Genomic DNA, 19,687 nt, shown 5'->3' with positions numbered 1-19,687 from the left:
CATGAACGAAGACCAAGAACAAATCACATTAGTTGATGAAAATGGTAACGAAGAATTATACGATGTCCTGTTTACTTTTGAATCTGACAACTTTGGTAAGTCTTACATTTTGATTTACCCTTCAGGTAAGAGCGACGACGAAGAAGTTGACATCCAAGCGTACGCTTTACCAGCTGACGATGATCCAGCAAACCCTTCTGGCGGCGACTTGCAATTGATCGAGTCCGACGAAGAATGGGATATGGTTGAATCTGTACTGAACACCTTTTTGGCAGACGGTACGATTGATCCTAATGCTGGCAAACAAAGCTAGTCATTGCGCAAAGGGCCTGGGACGGATGTCTCGGGTCTTTTTTTTGTTATAATCTAAAGGTTAAAAGTCCCCAAGCATCTACTTCGTCTGGTCTAATAGTAATCCTGAGACTAAATTAGGCACCTTAGGCCAGTCATCGCTCTACCAGCTGGCAGATGTGGGCTGAAACGATGCGAACACAACCCGAACTTCGAGATGCCGAGTAAGTCAGTGGGGAAATCACCCTCTGGTAGCCGGGGTGCGGCTGTTTTCACGAATTCAGCGGTGATAATTCCTATAGGTACAAGAGTAAGGTGAGTATTTTGATTTTCAACCTTTAGTTATGATCAATTGACCTGCCGTGGGATGGGATGCAAAACGTGTTTTAGCGACCAGATTAATGGTAAAATAAGACGTTATGCGAAACAGGAGGAATTTAAAATGACTGAAGAGACACACCGTTTTAAGGCCATGATTGCGGGCAAATCCTATACAATCGTGGGTCAGGCGACGGATGAACATATGCGGGCCGTGACCGATGTCTTAAACGAACAATTGACGCAACTTAAGCAGTTGGCACCCAATATGAGTAAGGAAGATGCAGCCATTTTAATGGCTTTCAATGCGGTTTCCGACCAGCTTAAACTAGCAGCTGCCAGTGATCAATCGACAACGACTGGTGATAAAGCGACTGCTGAAACGAAAACGGAGGACTAATTTGCTGTTAAGTCTGATTATCTTAGCGATTCTGATTTTAGGCTTTCGCCGAGGTTATCGGCGGGGGTTAGTTTTACAGATCTTGACGACGATTGGCTACCTGATTGTGTGGATTGTCGCGCGATTTGGGGCTAAACCATTAGCTGCGGGTATTGGTCAGTTTGTGGGCAACTTGTCACTGGATAGTTCAGTGAGCGCCGTGGCTGCCAGCCAGAGTAGTAGTTTTTTTCTCAACGGCTTGGCGTTTTCTGCAATCCTAACGGTGGGGTATTTTATTGTCCACCGGGTGGCTTATGGGTTGAACAAAGTGACGTGGTTACCTGTAATTCATCAGGTTAACTCGTTAGCGGGGGGCCTAATCAACTTGGTGATTCGTTACGTTGTCATTTTTTTGACTTTAAATTTATTAATATTAATTCCCATTTCGGGATTTCAAAGTAGTTATCAGTCTTCATCAGTGGCACAGTGGATCGTTAAACAGACACCGGTATTATCTAAGCACGTATTCAACTGGTGGCTGACGGAGCAGAAACAAAAGACGAGTGCTACTGGTTCTGAAGAGAGAGGTGTCCTATGAATCAAAAAACGTTAAAAATTATGGAATATGAGCGCATCAAACAGGCTTTACGAGCTTATTTGGTCTCCGCTGCGGGTCAACATGAATTAAGCGAGCTGACCCCAACGACTAATGCGAAACAATTGCAAACCTGGCTGGACGAGACGCGTGATGGGGCGGATATTTACCGGCTAGAAAATGGAATTCCACTCCCCAAGTTAGATGATATTCGGCCGCACTTACACCGGTTGGCCATGGAAGCCGTTTTAAATGGGGTGGAATTGGCACAAATCAGTCGCGTACTCTGGACGACGGGATCGGTCGTCAAGTTCTTTCATGATCTGGCTGACAAGGAAGTTACCTTACGCCGATTGGATCGCGTGGTTAAGGAACTGGTAACGTTACCCGACGTGACTCGGCGTTTGCGGACGTCACTAGAAGGTGACGGGCATATCACCGATGAGGCTTCACCAGCACTTAAACAGATTCGACAGCACATTACCCAAACGGAAGCGGCCATTCGTAGTACCATGGATCAATACACGCGGGGGAAGGATGCCAAGTATCTGAGTGAAACCATCGTGACGATTCGTGATGACCGCTATGTAATTCCTGTGCGGTCAGAATACAAACAACGTTTTGGCGGCATCGTTCATGACCAAAGCGCCAGTGGCCAGACACTATTCATCGAGCCACAGGCTGTTGTGGGCTTGAACAACCAGTTACGACAAAATCAGATTGACGAACGGCATGAGGAACAACGTATCTTGACAGAGTTAACGGCATTACTGGACCCTTACCAGGAAGAAATTTTACGTAACGCCGAATTATTGGGCCACTTTGATTTTATCAACGCAAAGGCCAAGTACGCGCATCATTTGAAGGCGACGGAGCCCAGATTGTCCTTGGACAATCAAGTTAGTCTTCGCCAAGCGCGGCATCCTTTGATCGACCAAAAAAAAGTCATTGCCAACGACATTACTATTGGCAAGGACTATAAGGCCATTATTGTGACTGGACCGAACACTGGTGGGAAGACGATTACGTTGAAGACTTTGGCCTTAGTTCAATTAATGGGTCAGTCGGGCTTATTTATTCCGGCCAATGAAAACAGTGTAATTGGCGTCTTCAATGATATCTTTGCGGATATCGGGGATGAACAATCCATTGAACAAAGTTTAAGTACTTTTTCCGGCCATATGGAAAACATCGTGGCAATTCTCAAACAAGCCGACGAGAAGAGTTTAATCGTTGTCGATGAATTAGGTGCCGGGACTGACCCACAAGAAGGGGCTGCCCTTGCCATTGCTATTTTAGACGAGATCGGGACGTTGGGCAGTTACGTCATGGCGTCAACCCACTATCCGGAATTGAAAGCATACGGGTACAATCGGCCAGATACGATCAATGCCAGTATGGAATTCAATGGTGAAACCTTGCAGCCAACGTATCACTTGCTGATTGGAATTCCCGGCCGCAGTAATGCCTTAGATATTGCCGCACGCTTGGGTATGCCAAGTCAGGTCGTTGCTGCTGCACGTGGGTTGACCGATCAAGATAGTCAGGATCTAAACGCCATGATTTCTGATTTGACGGAGCAGAAACGTCGAGTCGATGCCGATGCCGAGAGTCTCCACACACAATTGGCCGAGGCAGATGAGCTACATGCCGAATTGCAAAAGCAATTTGACGGCTACCAACACCAGAAAGATCAGTTAATGCTAGATGCTAAACGTGATGCTAATCGGCTAGTCGATGAGTCACGCAAGCGGGCCAACCAGATTATTTCCGACTTGCGCAAGAAACAGTTAGCGGCGGGTCAAAGTGTGGTCAAGGAAGATGAGTTAATTGCTGCTCAGGGTGCCTTGAACGCGCTACAGCAGGATACTAAGCTCAAAAAGAACCGGGTCTTGCGGCGGGAAAAGGCTAAGCTGGACTTCCATAAGGGTGATAGTGTTCTCGTGAAGTCATATGGTCAAGTTGGGGTCCTGATGGAACAGCTCGATGATGATCATTGGGAAGTGCAACTGGGAATCTTGAAGATGAAGATTGCCAATGCCGATTTGGAAAAGGCCAAGGACCCAGCCAAGTCGAAGAAACAGCCCAAGGCCAGTATCAAACGGACCGGGTCAAATGGAATGTCACCAACGCTTGACTTACGTGGTCATCGCTACGAAGAGGCCATGGCGGAGGTGGACCGTTACATTGACTCAGCACTCTTAGCCGGTTATCCTTCCGTCACGATTATTCATGGTAAGGGGACCGGTGCCCTGCGTAAAGGGGTCACGGAATATCTGCAAAGTAATAGTCGCATCAAGAGCTTTGGTTTTTCACCAGCCAATGCGGGTGGTGACGGATCAACGGTTGTCCGGTTTAAGTAAAGGCGTACCTTCTCGACTTACCGGCCAAGTGGCGCGACCGTTCCCATATTTGCCGGAAAAATAACAGGTAACTCTGGACGGTCAGACCGATTAGCCGACAAGCATTGAATAATGCTAATAAATTGTAAGCAACTTAGTTGGTGATTGGGAGAGATTCTGGTAGACTGAGACTATCAATGAGAAATTAGGAGGTAATTAGGAATGGCAGCAGTAGCAGAAACAACGGATAAGACCTTCGAACAAGACACAGCTAAAGGCGTAACTTTGACCGATTTTTGGGCAACGTGGTGTGGTCCTTGCCGGATGCAATCACCAGTCGTTGAACAATTAGCGGGTGAAATGGACAAGGTGACCTTTAATAAGATGGATGTTGATGCCAATCCGAACACACCGCAATCATTTGGTATTATGAGTATTCCAACGCTACTCGTGAAGAAGGATGGTCAAGTCGTCGATTCAATCGTGGGCTACCACTCCAAAGACCAATTAAAGAAAATTTTAGATCAGTACGTTGAAGCTTAGGTTTTAGCGTAATTAAAAGCGACTACCGTATTGGCAGTCGCTTTTTTTAGAATGAAATTGTAAACTTAGTCTTCATTTGGATGCACGATTTTTAAGGGTTCTGGTGCATCATAGTCTGGAATAACGTCACTTGGGTCTGTATAAACGTTGAAGACGACGGCCTGGTCGCGTAATTTGCGTGGGGCGTCAGCCAACTCGGACTCCGTTTCGACGCCGAGCTGTTGGGCCATCATTTCCGCTAAGAAACCGGCTTCGAGGGTGAACCCCTCTTCAGCATTCAAGCGTTTGCGAAGCTTAACGGGTTCGCCACTTAACTGCCATTCGGAGACATGGTCGGTTTGTTTGAGTAAGGTTAAAGTACCAAAGCCAGCTTGTTCAAAGAAAATGCTGGCATCCTTGGGATTTCCCAGTGGAAAACGACGGGCAAGGGATTTTCCAGCCCAATAGTTAATCGCACCGTGATCGTCACCCAGCAGTTCTGGTAACAAAGCATCGCGGAGAATTAATTGTGGGAGGTAGGCGGCACCCTCAGCATCGCCCATGACAGTTTGGTATAAGTTTTTCACAATGGTTGGCTCCTTCATCCGTATATATTCTAATTTTATTATACCTTAATTTTTCTATGAGGTTGTCCTCACGCTAAATTTAAGTGTTTTTTTAGATGGATTGGCCGTTTTGCTTACCATGAAACTTGAAACCGGTTCATAAAAAGGCGATAATATAGTTTCAAGTAATTGAGAGGAGGCGTTGATTCATGCCTAGTGATCCAATTGGACTAATGGACTCAGGAGTCGGCGGCTTAACGGTATTAAAAGAAGTGCAACGGTTATTACCAACCGAAAACACAGTGTTCTTGGGGGACCAAGCACGACTCCCTTACGGACCACGGTCGGTGGCAGAAGTCACGACCTTTACGCGGCAGATTGCGGCGTACTTAAGACAACAAGCAAACATTAAGATGTTGGTGATTGCTTGTAACACTGCTACAGCAGCGGCCTTGACCACAATGCAGGCGGAACTTTCTGTACCAGTCGTAGGTGTGATTACACCTGGGGCTCAGGCGGCAGTTAAGGTTACCAAGAATCATCGAATTGGTGTTATTGCCACAGCAGGGACAGTCAAGAGTGATCAGTACCGGCAAAAGATTTTGGCAGCCGATTTGAAAAATACGGTTATTAGTGTGGCTTGTCCGGAGTTGGTTACCTTGGCTGAGGCTAATGATTTAACATCGGCGCATGCACAATCAGTAGTTGACGCGAGTCTAGCGCCATTTAAGGGGCAAAACATCGATACCCTCATTTTGGGATGTACCCATTTTCCACTGTTGAAAGCAGCGATTCAAACGGCCATAGGAGCGGATGTTTTATTGGTCGATCCGGGTGCGGCTACCGCTGAAGTGGCGCGCCAAATGTTGGCTCAGAATCATTTGTTAGCCCCGACAACAGTGGCTGGGACGGCGGACTACTATACCACGGGAGATGTTTCACAGTTTAATGAATTAGCCAGTCAATGGCTGAACATTGCACCCATTAAGGTGGCCCATTTGCCAGTTAGCACGTTAGAAATGACTGCAACGGAGGTTTAGTGATGGAAAACACGATTGTAATCGCAACGAACAATCCTGGTAAGGCACGTGAGTTTCGGGCAATCTTTGAACCCAAGGGATTGACGGTTAAGACGCTAGCCGATTTTCCGATGTTAAAGCAAGTGCAAGAGACAGGCAAGACATTTACGGAAAATGCCAAATTAAAGGCAATCGCAGTGGCACAACAAACGCAGCTTCCCGTGTTGGCGGACGACTCCGGTTTGATGGTCGACGCGCTGAACGGAGAACCGGGCATTTACTCGGCCCGTTATGCGGGCGATCACGACGATGCGAAGAACAACGAAAAGCTGTTGGCGAAGCTGGCGGGTGTTCCACAAGCGAAGCGTACAGCGGCTTTTCACACGTCGTTGGTATTGGTCAAGCCAAATGGTAAGGAACTTGTGACCACTGGGGAGGTTCGTGGTGAAATTTTAACGGTCCCGCGAGGTCACGATGGATTTGGCTACGATCCGCTATTTTACGTGCCCACAGAACAACAAACCTTTGCTGAAATGGGGTTGGCACAGAAAAATCAGCACAGTCACCGGGCTAAGGCTACGGCGGCGATGTTACCGCAGTTCGATCAATGGTGGGAGGAATAAACCATGAAACGTTGGTTAGTTGTGAGCGATAATCATGGTGACCGGGACATTTTGGTCACATTGAAGCAGGTATTGCAACCAGACACGATTTTTCACTGTGGTGATTCCGAAATGGATGCCACGGACCCTTGGTTCAAGGACGCTTATGTTGTTCAAGGTAATATGGATTATGATAGTCAACTACCATTGGTGGAAACACCAACCGTGGATGGCTGTAAGGTATTGCTGACACACGGTCATTATGATGCCGTCCACTGGGATTTGACCAAGCTGAAACACCATGCTGATCAAGAACAGGCGGATCTGGTTTTCTTCGGTCATACACACGAATTGGCTGCCGAACAGGTCGGTGGTCACGTCTTCGTCAATCCGGGGAGCATCAGTCAGCCACGCGGCGAGTTTCGCCAGCTGGGGGGAACTTGTGCGGTCATTACAGTCATGCCGGCGCAGTGGGTCGTTCAGTACTACACGAGAGATGCCCAACCGGTTGCCGATTTAAAATTTACATTTGACCGTTAGTTTCAGAAAGGATGAGTTCACGTATGATTGACGCAGCCGTCGAGCAACTGTTGCGCAAGGAAAAGAAAAGCTATGTGATTCCCGCAGACGTCGTTGCCAACGTGACAGCGACCAATACCTTGGAGCATGCGATTATGGTGTTGTCTAAGGTGGGCTATAGTCGGATTCCCGTCTTGGACGCGGATGATCACTTGCAGGGGATGATCTCCCTGGCAGCAATTACCAATCAACTTTTACAGGTACCAGGTGCCGCGGTGGACCAGCTCAGCAATTACACCGTTGCCGATGCCATGCTACCGATTGATCATTGGGTAGATGACCCGACAAAACTAGAAACGATTTTAAACTATTTGATTGACGAACCCTTTATTCCGTTGGTAGATGCTGATAACGTCTTTCAAGGTATCATTACGCGCCGTGAAATTTTAAAACGAATTAACTACTTAGCGCATAATTTGAATAATTACTATGATGTGATACCGCTAACCGATAAGGCGGGGCAAGCGAGAAAATAACGGGTCTTGAACCAAGAAACTGTATTTCGTGAGGGAGGGACCGCCGTGAAAATCGGATTAGGTATTTTAATTGCCATCCTGTGGTTGTTCACGATTGGCTTAGCCATCATGGCTGCTACTGGAACCGGTAGTTATTCGTCGTTCGTTATTCTTTTTGTGCTGGCAATTTTCAGCACAATCGGCTGGTGGCGACTGTAACTGTTAGCCATTGGATTTGAGAGGACTGTGACTTCGGTTACGGTCTTTTTTAGAACCTACCTTCAGCTGTAAGCTAAAGACATGTGGTGATATGTCAAGACAAAGTATTTAGAACTTTAGATACTTTGTCAGCAATCTAGATGAAAAATAACGCACTTAAATAAGCCAATCGATTCAAATTTTTTTGAATCGTGGCGATTACGCTTTACCGAGGTTAGTTTATACACCTATACCGATTCCTCCCTTTGATAGAGTTGGTGATTGCGGAGTAGTGTATCAATCACCCTGATTAGTTTTCTTGCGGTAAGTGCGAGGGCTCGTTTTCGTGGTGTTTTTTTAACCTCTGACATTTTATGGTTATAGTACTCTCTAAATACAGAATCATAGCGAACTATCGAACCGGTAGCTTCGATTAGATAGTAACGTAAGTACTTATCACCAGTATGAGTCATGGGCGTCACAGAGCTATTAAAGTTACCAGATTGATTTTGTTTCCAAGCAAGACCGGCATATTTAGCCAACTGTCTATCGTTATCGAATCGAGTTATTTGTCCGATTTCAGCAATAATACCAGCCGCGTAGACTGGACCGATGCCGGGGAAAGACTGCGTAATATCATTCTCAGGTAATATTGCCAGTAACTTCTTAATCGCTTGGTTAAGCTGTTTGATCATTTTTTCATAGGCTCGAATCTCAGCAGCATAAATAGAAAGCACCGTATCAATAGAATCTTGAACGATTGGACTTAAATGATAGGAACTACGTACAGCCTTTTGAATAGACTGAGCAAGCTTTTCAGAGTCGGCAAAGCGACCGTGACCCTTTTGGTTGAAATAAGCAATTAGATCTTCAATCGGGGTGTTCATGAGCTCGTCAGTAGTCATATCATCGATGAGTAAGTCCATCATCGTATGGCTAAAAATTGAGGTAGGAACGTCACCGACCACCAGTTTATTAGCCTTATAGTACAAGTTTTCGAGATAATGTTGTTTAGAGCGTGTCTGTGATTGGACAATCTCGAATCGTGATCGTGTTAGTCGCTGTAGAGAAATATATTCTTCTTGGCGCACGATACCAACGGTATAGTGGCCAACACGAAGAAAGTCAGCGATGTAGTATGCATCAAGTTTGTCGTTCTTATTGGCTTCAAAAACATCTTTAAAACGCTTAGTATCACGTGGATTGAGTACGACTGCTTCAGTAGCAAATTGAGCTAAATCCTCATCGTTTTTAAAGAAGAATGCTGGATGAAAGCTATAGATCGAAGTTGATTCCATACCGATTACGAGCTTGTCAAATGTGTACTGATCATTCAAGGCTAGAATGATCGTCTTAATCTCAGTAGCACCCTCTAAATCATTAGAAAAGGTGTCTCGGAAGATGGTCTCAGAACTATCAGAAGTCATCATAGCAACTTCGAGATTTTGAGAGCTAACATCAATACCTACAAGTAATTTCATTGGGTTGGCCTCCCTTCGTAATTATTGTCTGGTCTTAAGTTGGACACCGCATGATAATCCCTAATTACAATCACTACGCACATCCTCGCAAGATAAGTATTCAAAGACTATGAGGTTCAAAGCTGTCAGTCAAAAAAGCGCCATGACCGAAGTCACAGCGCAATAAAGACTAGCTTATTTAGGTGGTACGGTTGCGTGGGTCGGCAGTGTAATATTGGCCTCCCGAATGGCTTTGAGATAAGCCGTAAGAAACGTTGCTTGCAACTGGAACTGACTGCCACTCTTGGCGACAATGATGATTTGATAGACCAGTTCGCCGGTCGGTAGCGTGACAACGCCCATGACAGTGGGGTCACCAATAATACTTGGGTGTTCTGGAATTAAGCGCTCGTTCGTCGCTTGAATAATGGCGGGGAACTTCTCAACCGGTGTAGTCGAGGCGATTGGAATGTTAACCGTTGCGTGCATATCATTACGTGACCGGTTGGAAACGATGGTAATGTTACGATTGGGAATGAAGTTAACGGTCCCATCGGCACTAGTGACTTGTGTGGTTCGCAGTCCAATTGCTGACACGGTACCTTCAATCAACCCAATTTTAACCGTATCACCGACGTCAAATTGTTGTTCAAATAGAATCGAAATGCCGGTGACCAAGTCACTGACGAACCCCTGGGCGCCGAGACCTAAAGCCAAACTGAAAATTCCGGCCCCAGCAACTAGCGTACCAACGGGAACACCTAATGTGGAGAGAATCGCATAGATCCAGAAAAACATAATTGTATAGTGGAAAATGTTCATCGTTAGCATGCTGATGGTTTGTAGCCGATTGCTACCCTCAGCGCTAGGCTTTAGATAACGTTTGAAGCTCCTACGCAGGATGGCTTTACCAATCCAGTTGATTACCAGAAAGAGTAGGGTCAAGAAGAGGAGTGTGACGAAACGACTGGTAATCAGATGCATGAAGTTATCCCAGTCAAAGGATTTAAAATAATTTTGAAGCCACTTGGAAGAGGTGGCGGTCGTGGTAACTAGGGCCATCAAGGTGATGGGCCTCCTTTACTATCTGAGTTTATCTTCTAGTGTAGCAGATTTTTATCTGATTCGGGGTTTTAATTGCGTGTAAGCGCTGAGAATGCTATTCTATTGGTAAGTAACGAGTACAAGGAGGGGTTGTCATGACCGGTGGACAAGTAGCGGGCCTGATCGCAGCAATTGCGTTTTTGATCTTGGTCCTCTTCATTGGCATGTTCTTAGTAAAAATGAACAAAACGTTGGGTGAACTCAATCATTCAATGAAGACGATGACTTCGGACGTTGACGTAATTAGTCACCAGGCCGAAAACATCATGGCAAATGCTAACGAATTGTTAGAGGATGTCAACAAGAAGGTGGCGACCATCGATCCCGTCTTCCAAGCCGCCGCTGATCTAGGTGAGAGCGTTTCAGATTTGAACACGGCGACCCGCAATCTCACCGAGCGTGTGGGAGACACGGCCAAACAAACGGCTAAGGCGTCGCTAGCGACCCGAGTCGGTAAAACCGCGTTTGATTTATACCGGAACCATAAGAACAAGGATTAATCACGGAAAGGGAGTCACGAGTATGGCAAAACACAAGTTATTAGCAGGATTGTTATTGGGTGGTGCTGCCTATGCAGCCTACCACGCACTTGACTTGGAACAACGTGAAGCCTTAAAGGGTGCCGCACGCGACCGCTACAATGCATTCAAGGACCGGGCTGTCGATTACGCCTTCTACGCCGCAGATGCCGCGGACGATTTCAAGGAAGCTTTGGACGATCGCTTAGCTGGCAAGACCGACGCACCAGCTTGGAAAGACGGCGAAGACACAGCTGATGATGAAGATGACGACATCGTTTTAAGTAGTGATGAAGTTAATGATCTACCAGGTGAAGAAGCGAAGGAAGCAGCCGTAGAGCCAACTACGGCTGCTCCAGCAGATGGTGCCACAGATGTGGCTGATGAAAAACCCGCTGATGATGCACCAACTGAAGCATAATTTAGAATTAAAGAGAAAGTCGCGGCCAATTACCGGGGCTTTTTAATTTGGCGTTAATTAGTATTGCTTTCCCCAAAACAGACCGGGACAGAGGGTGGTTAGCTGGCGAGCTTGAAATCGGTCCTTTGACTGGAGGCGTTCCCCCACAGCAAGCAGAATTTTGGTAGTTGGCGTGCGGCTGTTGGCACTAATTTAGCCGTGACAACTTCTACTGCCGCAAGAGTAATGTGAACAATTTGGCTTGCAACCTCTTTAGTAATATAGATTTGGAGACATAAAAGAGCCTGGGGGTTATCCCAGACTCTAGTGAAACAGTCATTTATTTAGCCAACGTAAGTGAGTTCCTTAGAAGTATGCGTGAATGGCAAGCTCCCATCGGCGGTGACGTGGACACAGTCTTCAATCCGTACACCGGCGACTCCTGGAATGTAGATTCCAGGTTCGATGGAGAAGCACATACCGGGTTCGAGAACGAGGTCGTTACCTTCCATGATAGATGGAAATTCGTGATCACTCATCCCCATTCCGTGGCCAAGACGGTGAATGAAGTATTCGCCATAGCCAGCCTTGGTGATGATATCGCGGGCAATCTTGTCCAGCTCGGCAGCGGTCATGCCAGGCTTCACGGCAGCCTGAGCCGTCAATTGGGCTTCCAAACAAACCGCGTAGATTTCCATTTCTTTAGCCGTTGGGGTCCCTAAAGCAACCGTCCGAGAAGCGTCAGAAATGTAGCCGTCATAAACGGTTCCGAGGTCAAACAAGACCAGTTCGTTGTTTTCAAATTTCGTATCGTTCGTTGCACCATGTGGCTCTGCGGCGTGTGCACCGGCTTGAACCAGACTCCCGAAGGACATCTCCATAATGCCTTCCTTCATCAGGGCATACTGTAATTCAGCAACGGCAGATTGTTCCGTCTTGCCTGCCTTAACGGCGGCGAAACCATGTTCAAAGGCGAAGTCGTCCCATTTGCCGGCGATTTCTAGTTTCTTAATTTCTTCGGCGGACTTGATCAAGCGCATCCGTTCGATAAAACTAGTGATATCTAAGTCAAATTGGGGGGTGCTAAATTGTGCAGCCAAAGCTTCCATCCGGGCTACTGGGAGTTGACCCTTTTCCAATGCGATGTGGTCAGGATCGACGTGACGTTGCTTCACTTGATCGGCAATCATGGCCCATGGATTTTCGTGGTCCAGGTAACCAATAACTGGGAATTTCCAGCCGGTTGACTTGATGACTTCAACCTCTAAGGCTGGCGCAAAGATAAATGGATCTTGGTCTGGGAAAACCACCAGGGCTAGGACCCGTTCGATAGGATCACTGCCAAAACCAGTTAGGTACTGGATAGTTTTCGGATTGCTCAGGTACGTCATGCTAGCGTGTTGTTCTGCTGTCCATTGCTGGATTTGTTCGAGTTTAGTCATTCAATCACCCCTTCAAAAGATGAGTTTATTATAGCATAAGTTCACGGGTGATTTTGCCGTGAGGTCAATTAGTCAGCGGCTAGTTGGTCAACACCGTCATGACAGATGAAATCATGATGGAAAATGAGAAATTTGCAGATTTAAACACCGAATAATATTGGACATTTTTTTATCACATGCTAAGTTGAAAAATGTTTCTGTAAATAGCTTAACAACGCCGTTAACGAGACTTATAGTAAATCATATTAGCCTCGAAAATTCTCCTCTGTAGAGAGATGTGCCTTGAAAATTAAATGAAATTACGGTATTCTTTGACTTGAAAGCGTTTTCAATGTTGCGTGAATGATTGACTTTCTGTATACTGGTCAAGTTGCTTGAAAACGAATGAAAACAAACCAAAACAAGGAAGAAAGGGCTATCGCTATGGAAAAACAAACAGTAACGATTTATGATGTGGCGCGTGAGGCGGCGGTCTCGATGGCCACCGTTTCTCGGGTGGTTAACGGGAATCCGAACGTAAAACCAGCGACACGTAAGAAAGTTTTAGAGGTCATTGATCGGTTGGATTACCGACCAAACGCCGTTGCACGGGGGTTAGCAAGCAAGAAGACAACGACCGTTGGGGTAATCATTCCCGATGTCACGAACGCTTACTTCTCTTCATTAGCACGGGGAATCGATGATATTGCCATGATGTACAAATATAACATCATCTTGACCAACTCCGATGAAAACGGGGGCAAGGAAGTTCAAGTATTAAATACTTTGATGGCCAAACAAGTTGATGGAATTATTTTCATGGGTAACCAAGTCACCGACGAATTGCGTGAAGAATTCAAGCGCTCAAAAGCCCCAGTTGTTTTAGCAGGTTCGGTTGATGCTGAAAAGGCACAGCCGAGTGTCAACATCGATTACGTTGCTGCTGTCGCGGAAGCTGTGAAAAATTTGATTGATCACGGCAATCAGAAAATCGCCTTTGTTTCGGGGTCGATGGACCAAGCTATTAACCACGATTACCGGTTGAAAGGGTACAAGAAGGCTTTGAAAGACGCAGGTATCAGTTACGATGATAAGTTAGTCTTTGAAACGGATTACACTTACAAAGCTGGTCAATCACTCGAACCAGCTTTGACGGCTGCTGGCGCAACGGCTGCCTTTGTCGGTGACGATGAATTGGCTGCTGGTGTGATGAACGGCTTGACTGACGCTGGTGTCGATGTTCCTAGCGAATTCGAAGTTATTACCAGCAACGATACGAAGCTGACCGAATTGGTCCGGCCAAAGATGAGTTCAATTACGCAACCACTGTACGATATTGGTGCCGTGGCAATGCGGTTGCTCACCAAGCTGATGAACAATGAAACCGTTGATGAAAACACCGTGATTTTACCTTACGGGTTGATGAAGCGGAGCTCAACGAAATAAGCTTTTTTAAACGAGAAGGTTTACGAGGTCAATTAAGATTTCGGAACCTTCTTTTCGTTTACAGTGGTTCGTGGATGATGACCTGAAAAGTAGGTAAATTATGTTTTAATCTGGTAAAAATTAGCCGTTGATCTGGTGGACCTAATTGGGCGGAATCTCTGGCGACAGGGTGCGGTTAAGCTAAATGATACTGTCTTTTAACCTAGGCCATTAACTTAAGCTGGGCTTAACCCATCTGAATTTTAAATGTGCTAAAATGAAAAACAATAATAGACGTCTGATGAGGCTGATAAGCCGCGGATGACGGGTAACGGAGGTGGTTTTGTGCATACGACTAGTCGAATGGAACGCTACCATTCAGCAGAGCAGGAAGACCCGCAGCAACCTAGTCCGACCAAGTATCAACGGCGGCCTGCTTTGGGTCGATGGGTAGCCTTTTTGATATTACTGTTGACGGTTGCGGTTGGACTACGGCTGACGCTTTTTAATGCTAACTATGTTGCTGGTGTTGTTTCTCGGTCTACAACAGGAGAAAAGGTTATGGCCAATGTAAACAGTGATTTGGATGATTTAGGTGTGTCCGGTGATCCGGTCACGGCAGCAGTCATTCAACCCTATTTGGAACAGGGAATCGCGCAATTATACGGTCAGAGTGCAACGACGCCAGATAGTTCAGCTTTGTCGACCGCCATTACGACCCAGGCACAGACGTTGGGTGTCACTGCCAGTGCAACGCTCGTGAATAAGATTGCTAATCAGGCCCAAAAAAGAGCGGTAGCGGCCTTTAAGACGCCAGCTATGCAGACAGTCGGTTGGAAGATTCAACGGGCCCAACGGCTTGATTTTTGGCTACTGGTGGCAACACTCCTCTTACTGGTGGTCACGACCATCTACGCACTTGGTGTGCACCACTTCTTTGGGAGCTTAGGTCCGGGACTGACTTTGGGTGGATTTATGGGGGCAATTGTTGGTGTGGTCGGGTTTTTGGTTGCACCAGCAGTGGTGACGGCCACGACCACAACGCTCACAAGCTTGCTGACTTCGGTGATTCGTAGCGGATTGGGCGTTATCATCTTTGCCGGTGCCGCCGAATTTGTCATTGGATTGGTCGTTTTACTTGGTCACCGGACATTTCGAAAAAGCTAACTAAGCCGAAAGGTCGACAGATATGGGGTCAGGCGTGTTCGCCCGTTCCAGCCCCTATCCGTTGGTCGGTAAGGCGATGATTGGATAACATTGCCTATTTTTAACCACAAGATTGTTACGACAACCAGCATAAGTGGTAAGTTGAAACATTCAATCTTTAGAAGGTAATTTGAAGTCTAAATTTAGGGGATCTATGACGTTGGTCGTGGATCCCTTTTTTGTTCTTCAAGGGGATTCATTGCGTGCAACCGCTAACGATGGCCCACACTTAAAGTTAATTCCCGATGGTAATGTTAAGGGACTAACCCCCAGCCCCCAGTCAGAAATTGATGGCTTTGGGTAACTTCGGGACTAAAATACATGCGAAGTGAATGTTCTAATGTTGAATTCTATTCACGATTGAAGCAGTGTGTTGCGTAAAATTAAAAACTGCGGTCTATATGCGGTAAACCCAGTTCGATGGTACTTTGAGGGGGAGTCAGAGATTATGCGAGAAAAAGGGACGACCAAAGCACGCAGAAATGAACGGCAGTGGGTGGCGTTAGCGCTTGCCACGACGGCGATCGGCGTGGGGGCCATTACAGCGGTGCCGGTGACGAACGCGAAGGCTGACACAGTTACGTCAGCGAGTACGACGAGTGAAGATGAGGGTGAAAAAACGCCAGCAAATGGGCTCACCATAACTAGCGCCGCAGAGGCATCGTCCACGGCCACGGCGAGTCAGTCGACTGCAACATCATCATCTGCAGTCAGTGCAACTGCAGTATCGTCTACATCATCATCTACAGTCAGTGCAATCAGTTCAGCGACAGCACCAGCTAGTTCAGCAGCGTCAACGACTAATGTGGCCAGTTCGGTTGCTACCATAGCGCCAACGTCTACGGTGGCGTCCGTAGCAAGTAGTCAGGGGATAGCGGCAACTAATTTGGCATCTTCTGCTGCCAGTCAGTCGACGGTGGCCAGTTCGGCCTCAGTAACCATAGCCCAGCCGACGCAGTCAACACCTGCGTCGACGGTCGAAACCGCGAGCACGGTATTTAATTGGCAAACGGATGAGACGACTGGTACGGCAAGCATTATGGGGGTCAATCAGGCTGTCAGCGGCCTGTTGAATTTGCCGTCGACGTACGTGGCGAACGGGAAGACGTATCAGGTCACGTCAATTGGTCCTGACGCCTTCGCTTCGCAAACGGGACTGACGACAGGCCTAACTGGTGTGACTTTTGGGAACGGGTTGCAATCGATTGGGGAGTCCGCCTTTGCCTACCTTAACAATTTAAAAACGGCCAATTTTACGGCTGACCAGGCGCTAACAACGATTGGTAGTCAGGCCTTTGTTGGCACTGGGTTGACGCAAATTACGCTACCAAATAGTGTCACAACAATTGGTAGTGACGCTTTCAAATACGTTGGTGGGATCACAACTTTACAACTCCCAACGAATCTGGTCAGTTTGGGTGCTGGTTCCTTTTCAGAAAATCTGAATCTAACGACGGCCGACCTCACACCGGCAACTGGTCTGACGACAATTGGGAATGAAGCCTTTGCTGGGGATGGCCTGACGGCACTGACGATTCCGGCCACTGTTCAGGACATTGACGTTGGGGCGTTTATGACGAACCAGCAACTGACAGATGTGCGCTTTGCGTCAGCTAGTCAGCTAGTGACAATTGCGGATTCGGCGTTCATGTATGACACCGCGCTCAAGACGGTGACCCTGCCTGATAGCGTGCAGACGATTGGGGCTCAGGCTTTTCTATCTGATCAGAGTTTACAGACGGTCAGTTTAGGAAGTGGTGTACGAAATATTGACGCCAATGCCTTCACATACGATGGTAAGCTGACTACGGTGGATTTGAGTCGGGCAACGCAATTGGTTGCGATTGGTGACGGTGCGTTTGAGTACGCTGGGCTTTCTGGAACGCTGACATTGCCCGCTAACGTTCAGTCGTTGGGTAATTTGGCGTTTGCCGGTAATCAGATCACAACGTTGAATTTGGATAACGCTTTACAGAGCTTAGGTAACGACGTCTTTGGCAGTAACCAATTAGTCCAGATAACCGGGCCAGCATTACCAGGGTTAGCGCAGAATCAATTTGTGACGATTTTCGCTGATCCCCATGATTTAACAGTGACAGATCTATTGTCTGTAAAGGTAGGACAACTGACGCCAGCCGACGTGACAGTATCTGCGGTCGCAAACGCAACGTATCAAAATGGGCAGTTTGTGGTGACACCGGGTCAGTCGAGCTTTACCTTTGACTGGTCGCTGGCGAATGCTGTTGGCGCAACGGTCTATGCGGGACAAGCAACGGTGATATTAAGTGATCCAGCAATCAAAGCAATCAATTCGACGGTACTGGCGGGAAGTGTTTGGCAGCCGGCCGACAATTTCGTCAGTGCGACCGCACCTGATCATTCGGTGGTGCCTTTCAGTGCTGTGACGGTCACGGGGACGGTTGATTCGATGGTGGCGGGCACGTACCCGATTACCTACAATTACCAGGATGCTAGTAGTACGATTACAGTGACCGTCACGAAACGGCCAGGAACGTATCAGCTAGTGGGAGCGCCCCAAGTGACGTATACGGGCGAGCGACCATCGCTTGTACCGGCAGACTATCAGGTAGATTTACCCGATGGTCAGACCTATACGCCACAATTTGGTGATTTAACCACGACTGCTGAAGCTACAGTCGGGACCTATTCGGTGACGTTGACGCCGGCTGGAATGGCACATTTACAGGCCCTACCGGAATCCGATATCTATGATTGGACGTTGGGCGGACAGGGAAGCTTACAGGTTATTCCGGCATCAGTCACGATTACGATTGAAAATGAGTCTAAAGTGGTTGGCGATATGGGACCGACGATCCTTGCCAATGTAAGCGGTCTCCCAACTATGGGGGCGCCGCTAAACTATACAATTCAACGTGTAGTCGGAGAAACGGCTGGGACCTATCCGATTTCGGCCGTTCTTGGCTTGAATCCAAACTATGATGTTACCGTGCTTAACGGCGTGCTGACAATCACTGCGGCACCGGTTTCATCAGTTACAAAACCAGCACAGTCAGCAGCTTCAGTCCAGTCTTCATCGGCAGCCACGAGTGGGGGGGCGACCTCTAGTTCGGTAGCAACGACTAAGCCAGATTCGGCGACTAGTATCGCGTCGAGTGCTGCTGCCCCAGCAACGAGTGCTTCACAGGCGGCTTCAAGTACTGCGACGTCGGGGACCAGTAACTCGCAAGCTGCTTCAAGTGCAGCTAAAGGGTCACAAAGCGCATCAAGCGCCGCTACAGCAGTCACCAGTGGCTCACAAGTTACTTCAAATACTGCTACGCCCACAACCGGTGATTCAGAAGCTGCATCGAGTGCTGCTGCCCCAGCAACGAGTGCTTCACAGGCAGCTTCGAGTGCCGCGACGTCGGAAACCAGTAACTCGCAAGCTGCTTCAAGTGCATTTAAGGGTTCACAAAGTGCTGCAAGTGCCGCTACAGCAGTCACCAGTGGTTCGCAAGCAGTAAGTGCTGCCACGTCAGCAACGAGTAGTTCACAGAGTGCTTCGAACGCCGTTACCCCAGCGACAAGTCCATCAAGTTCGGCAACCGCCCCTGGGTCATCAGTAGCAACTAGTAGTCAGGTATCACCAATCGTCCAGCTTGGCAGCACGGCAGACAGTGCGGCAGCACCAACCACTTCTAATGCTCCCGACCGTACTGGTGAGACGCATACGGTAACCGGGGATGTTGCAGTGCCCGCGACCGCCAAGAAGGCAGAGAAGCAAGGCAAGCCTCAGGTTGAGGTGGATCGCGTCATGGGCAAGCAGCCGACAACTAAATTCCAGTCCACAGTGCAGGCCAGTGCTAAGGACTTAGCTAGTAAGGCCACGAAACATGGTGAAAAAGCTGTTCAGCTACGGAAAGCCCCCGCAAAACCAGCGCGATGGCAGTATTCGAGCCAATCAGCAAGGCAGGCAACGCTTCCACAGACCGGTGAACACACAACGGCGGATTGGTCAGTATTAGGCATACTTCTAGGTGTGTTAGGGGTCTTAGGATTTCGGCGTCGTCGAGACTAGAGAGGATGCAAGGAAGATTAATGTAAGCTGACTTCGCTCGGATCGTAACTAAAAAATTAGATGGTATTTTCACAGAATTGTTAGAAATGAGCTGGTAATTCCGAGTATCCTGGGCTGAAGACAGTTTTCACAGCAGGTGGAATTTTTGTTGGTCGAAGCGGGCTCATTTCGCGTTGATAAAAAAGGCATCATCCCAGCCAGTCCAATTAAGGGACTCGCGGGTGATGCCTTTTAAGGTTGGAATTAAA

The 19,687-nt window shown here is 47.6% G+C and carries 19 protein-coding genes; 15 read left to right on the top strand and 4 right to left on the bottom strand.

The features are described 5' to 3' along the window. The first annotated feature begins 1 nt into the window (after position 1). The 5 genes from EKM89_RS02400 (at position 2) to trxA (ending at position 4,468) form a co-directional block, all read left to right on the top strand. A complete protein-coding gene (locus EKM89_RS02400) occupies positions 2-313 on the top strand; it encodes a DUF1292 domain-containing protein (RefSeq protein WP_125685571.1) in 312 nt (103 codons plus the stop codon). Between the two features lie 420 nt (positions 314-733). Beyond that, positions 734-1,009 carry a cell division protein ZapA gene (locus tag EKM89_RS02395; protein ID WP_125685570.1) on the top strand — a complete coding sequence of 92 codons (276 nt, stop codon included), beginning with the start codon at positions 734-736 and terminating at the stop codon, positions 1,007-1,009. A 1-nt stretch (position 1,010) separates the two neighbouring features. Further along, positions 1,011-1,586, top strand: coding sequence for a CvpA family protein (locus EKM89_RS02390; RefSeq protein ID WP_125685569.1), 576 nt, complete (start codon positions 1,011-1,013; stop codon positions 1,584-1,586). Then, positions 1,583-3,946 (top strand): endonuclease MutS2, encoded by a 2,364-nt coding sequence (locus EKM89_RS02385; RefSeq protein WP_125685568.1) that lies wholly within the window; start codon positions 1,583-1,585, stop codon positions 3,944-3,946. Before EKM89_RS02390 ends, EKM89_RS02385 begins: the two co-directional genes overlap by 4 nt. Before the next feature lie 201 nt (positions 3,947-4,147). Beyond that, positions 4,148-4,468 (top strand): thioredoxin, encoded by a 321-nt coding sequence (trxA, locus tag EKM89_RS02380; protein WP_125685567.1) that lies wholly within the window; start codon positions 4,148-4,150, stop codon positions 4,466-4,468. 65 nt (positions 4,469-4,533) lie between these two features. Here the strand turns inward: trxA and EKM89_RS02375 are convergent, their stop codons facing one another. Further along, positions 4,534-5,034: a YslB family protein gene (locus EKM89_RS02375; protein ID WP_125685566.1), complete on the bottom strand. Its 501-nt coding sequence runs from the start codon at positions 5,032-5,034 to the stop codon at positions 4,534-4,536. Positions 5,035-5,222: 188 nt separating this feature from the next. Between EKM89_RS02375 and murI the strand changes: the two genes are divergently transcribed. From murI to EKM89_RS13995, 5 genes are read left to right on the top strand one after another with little or no spacing between them, the layout of a single operon-like run. After that, on the top strand, positions 5,223-6,053 hold the full coding sequence (gene murI, locus EKM89_RS02370) for a glutamate racemase (protein WP_125685565.1): 831 nt from the start codon (positions 5,223-5,225) through the stop codon (positions 6,051-6,053). A 2-nt stretch (positions 6,054-6,055) separates the two neighbouring features. Beyond that, on the top strand, positions 6,056-6,655 hold the full coding sequence (locus EKM89_RS02365) for an XTP/dITP diphosphatase (protein WP_125685564.1): 600 nt from the start codon (positions 6,056-6,058) through the stop codon (positions 6,653-6,655). A 3-nt stretch (positions 6,656-6,658) separates the two neighbouring features. Then, positions 6,659-7,174, top strand: a complete 516-nt coding sequence (locus EKM89_RS02360; RefSeq protein ID WP_125685563.1) for a YfcE family phosphodiesterase — start codon at positions 6,659-6,661, stop codon at positions 7,172-7,174. A 23-nt stretch (positions 7,175-7,197) separates the two neighbouring features. Further along, on the top strand, positions 7,198-7,689 hold the full coding sequence (gene cbpB / locus EKM89_RS02355; protein WP_125685562.1) for a cyclic-di-AMP-binding protein CbpB: 492 nt from the start codon (positions 7,198-7,200) through the stop codon (positions 7,687-7,689). A gap of 45 nt (positions 7,690-7,734) precedes the next feature. Further along, positions 7,735-7,887 carry a hypothetical protein gene (locus EKM89_RS13995; RefSeq protein ID WP_164510486.1) on the top strand — a complete coding sequence of 51 codons (153 nt, stop codon included), beginning with the start codon at positions 7,735-7,737 and terminating at the stop codon, positions 7,885-7,887. 227 nt (positions 7,888-8,114) lie between these two features. Here the strand turns inward: EKM89_RS13995 and EKM89_RS02350 are convergent, their stop codons facing one another. Both EKM89_RS02350 and EKM89_RS02345 read right to left on the bottom strand, forming a co-directional pair. Next, positions 8,115-9,347 (bottom strand): IS110 family RNA-guided transposase, encoded by a 1,233-nt coding sequence (locus EKM89_RS02350; RefSeq protein ID WP_125685561.1) that lies wholly within the window; start codon positions 9,345-9,347, stop codon positions 8,115-8,117. A 174-nt stretch (positions 9,348-9,521) separates the two neighbouring features. Continuing rightward, complete coding sequence (locus tag EKM89_RS02345) at positions 9,522-10,391, bottom strand: mechanosensitive ion channel family protein (protein ID WP_125685560.1); 870 nt, start codon at positions 10,389-10,391, stop codon at positions 9,522-9,524. Positions 10,392-10,525: 134 nt separating this feature from the next. Here EKM89_RS02345 and EKM89_RS02340 point away from each other — a divergent pair, with 134 nt between their 5' ends. Both EKM89_RS02340 and EKM89_RS02335 read left to right on the top strand, forming a co-directional pair. Then, on the top strand, positions 10,526-10,930 hold the full coding sequence (locus tag EKM89_RS02340) for a DUF948 domain-containing protein (RefSeq protein ID WP_048732058.1): 405 nt from the start codon (positions 10,526-10,528) through the stop codon (positions 10,928-10,930). A gap of 22 nt (positions 10,931-10,952) precedes the next feature. Continuing rightward, positions 10,953-11,369: a hypothetical protein gene (locus tag EKM89_RS02335; RefSeq protein ID WP_125685559.1), complete on the top strand. Its 417-nt coding sequence runs from the start codon at positions 10,953-10,955 to the stop codon at positions 11,367-11,369. 323 nt (positions 11,370-11,692) lie between these two features. Here EKM89_RS02335 and EKM89_RS02330 read toward each other — a convergent pair whose 3' ends face one another. Then, on the bottom strand, positions 11,693-12,790 hold the full coding sequence (locus EKM89_RS02330; RefSeq protein WP_125685558.1) for a M24 family metallopeptidase: 1,098 nt from the start codon (positions 12,788-12,790) through the stop codon (positions 11,693-11,695). 423 nt (positions 12,791-13,213) lie between these two features. Between EKM89_RS02330 and ccpA the strand changes: the two genes are divergently transcribed. The 3 genes from ccpA (at position 13,214) to EKM89_RS02315 (ending at position 19,439) form a co-directional block, all read left to right on the top strand. Next, a complete protein-coding gene (gene ccpA, locus EKM89_RS02325; RefSeq protein WP_125685557.1) occupies positions 13,214-14,215 on the top strand; it encodes a catabolite control protein A in 1,002 nt (333 codons plus the stop codon). 324 nt (positions 14,216-14,539) lie between these two features. Beyond that, positions 14,540-15,361, top strand: coding sequence for a hypothetical protein (locus EKM89_RS02320; RefSeq protein WP_125685645.1), 822 nt, complete (start codon positions 14,540-14,542; stop codon positions 15,359-15,361). A 487-nt stretch (positions 15,362-15,848) separates the two neighbouring features. Further along, positions 15,849-19,439, top strand: a complete 3,591-nt coding sequence (locus tag EKM89_RS02315) for a leucine-rich repeat protein (protein ID WP_125685556.1) — start codon at positions 15,849-15,851, stop codon at positions 19,437-19,439. Positions 19,440-19,687: the final 248 nt, after the last annotated feature.

The organism is Levilactobacillus fujinensis (genome assembly GCF_003946335.1).
Lineage (GTDB): Bacteria > Bacillota > Bacilli > Lactobacillales > Lactobacillaceae > Levilactobacillus > Levilactobacillus fujinensis.
The sequence above is the reverse complement of the archived record's forward strand: the minus strand, read 5'-3'. Positions and strand labels throughout refer to the sequence as shown.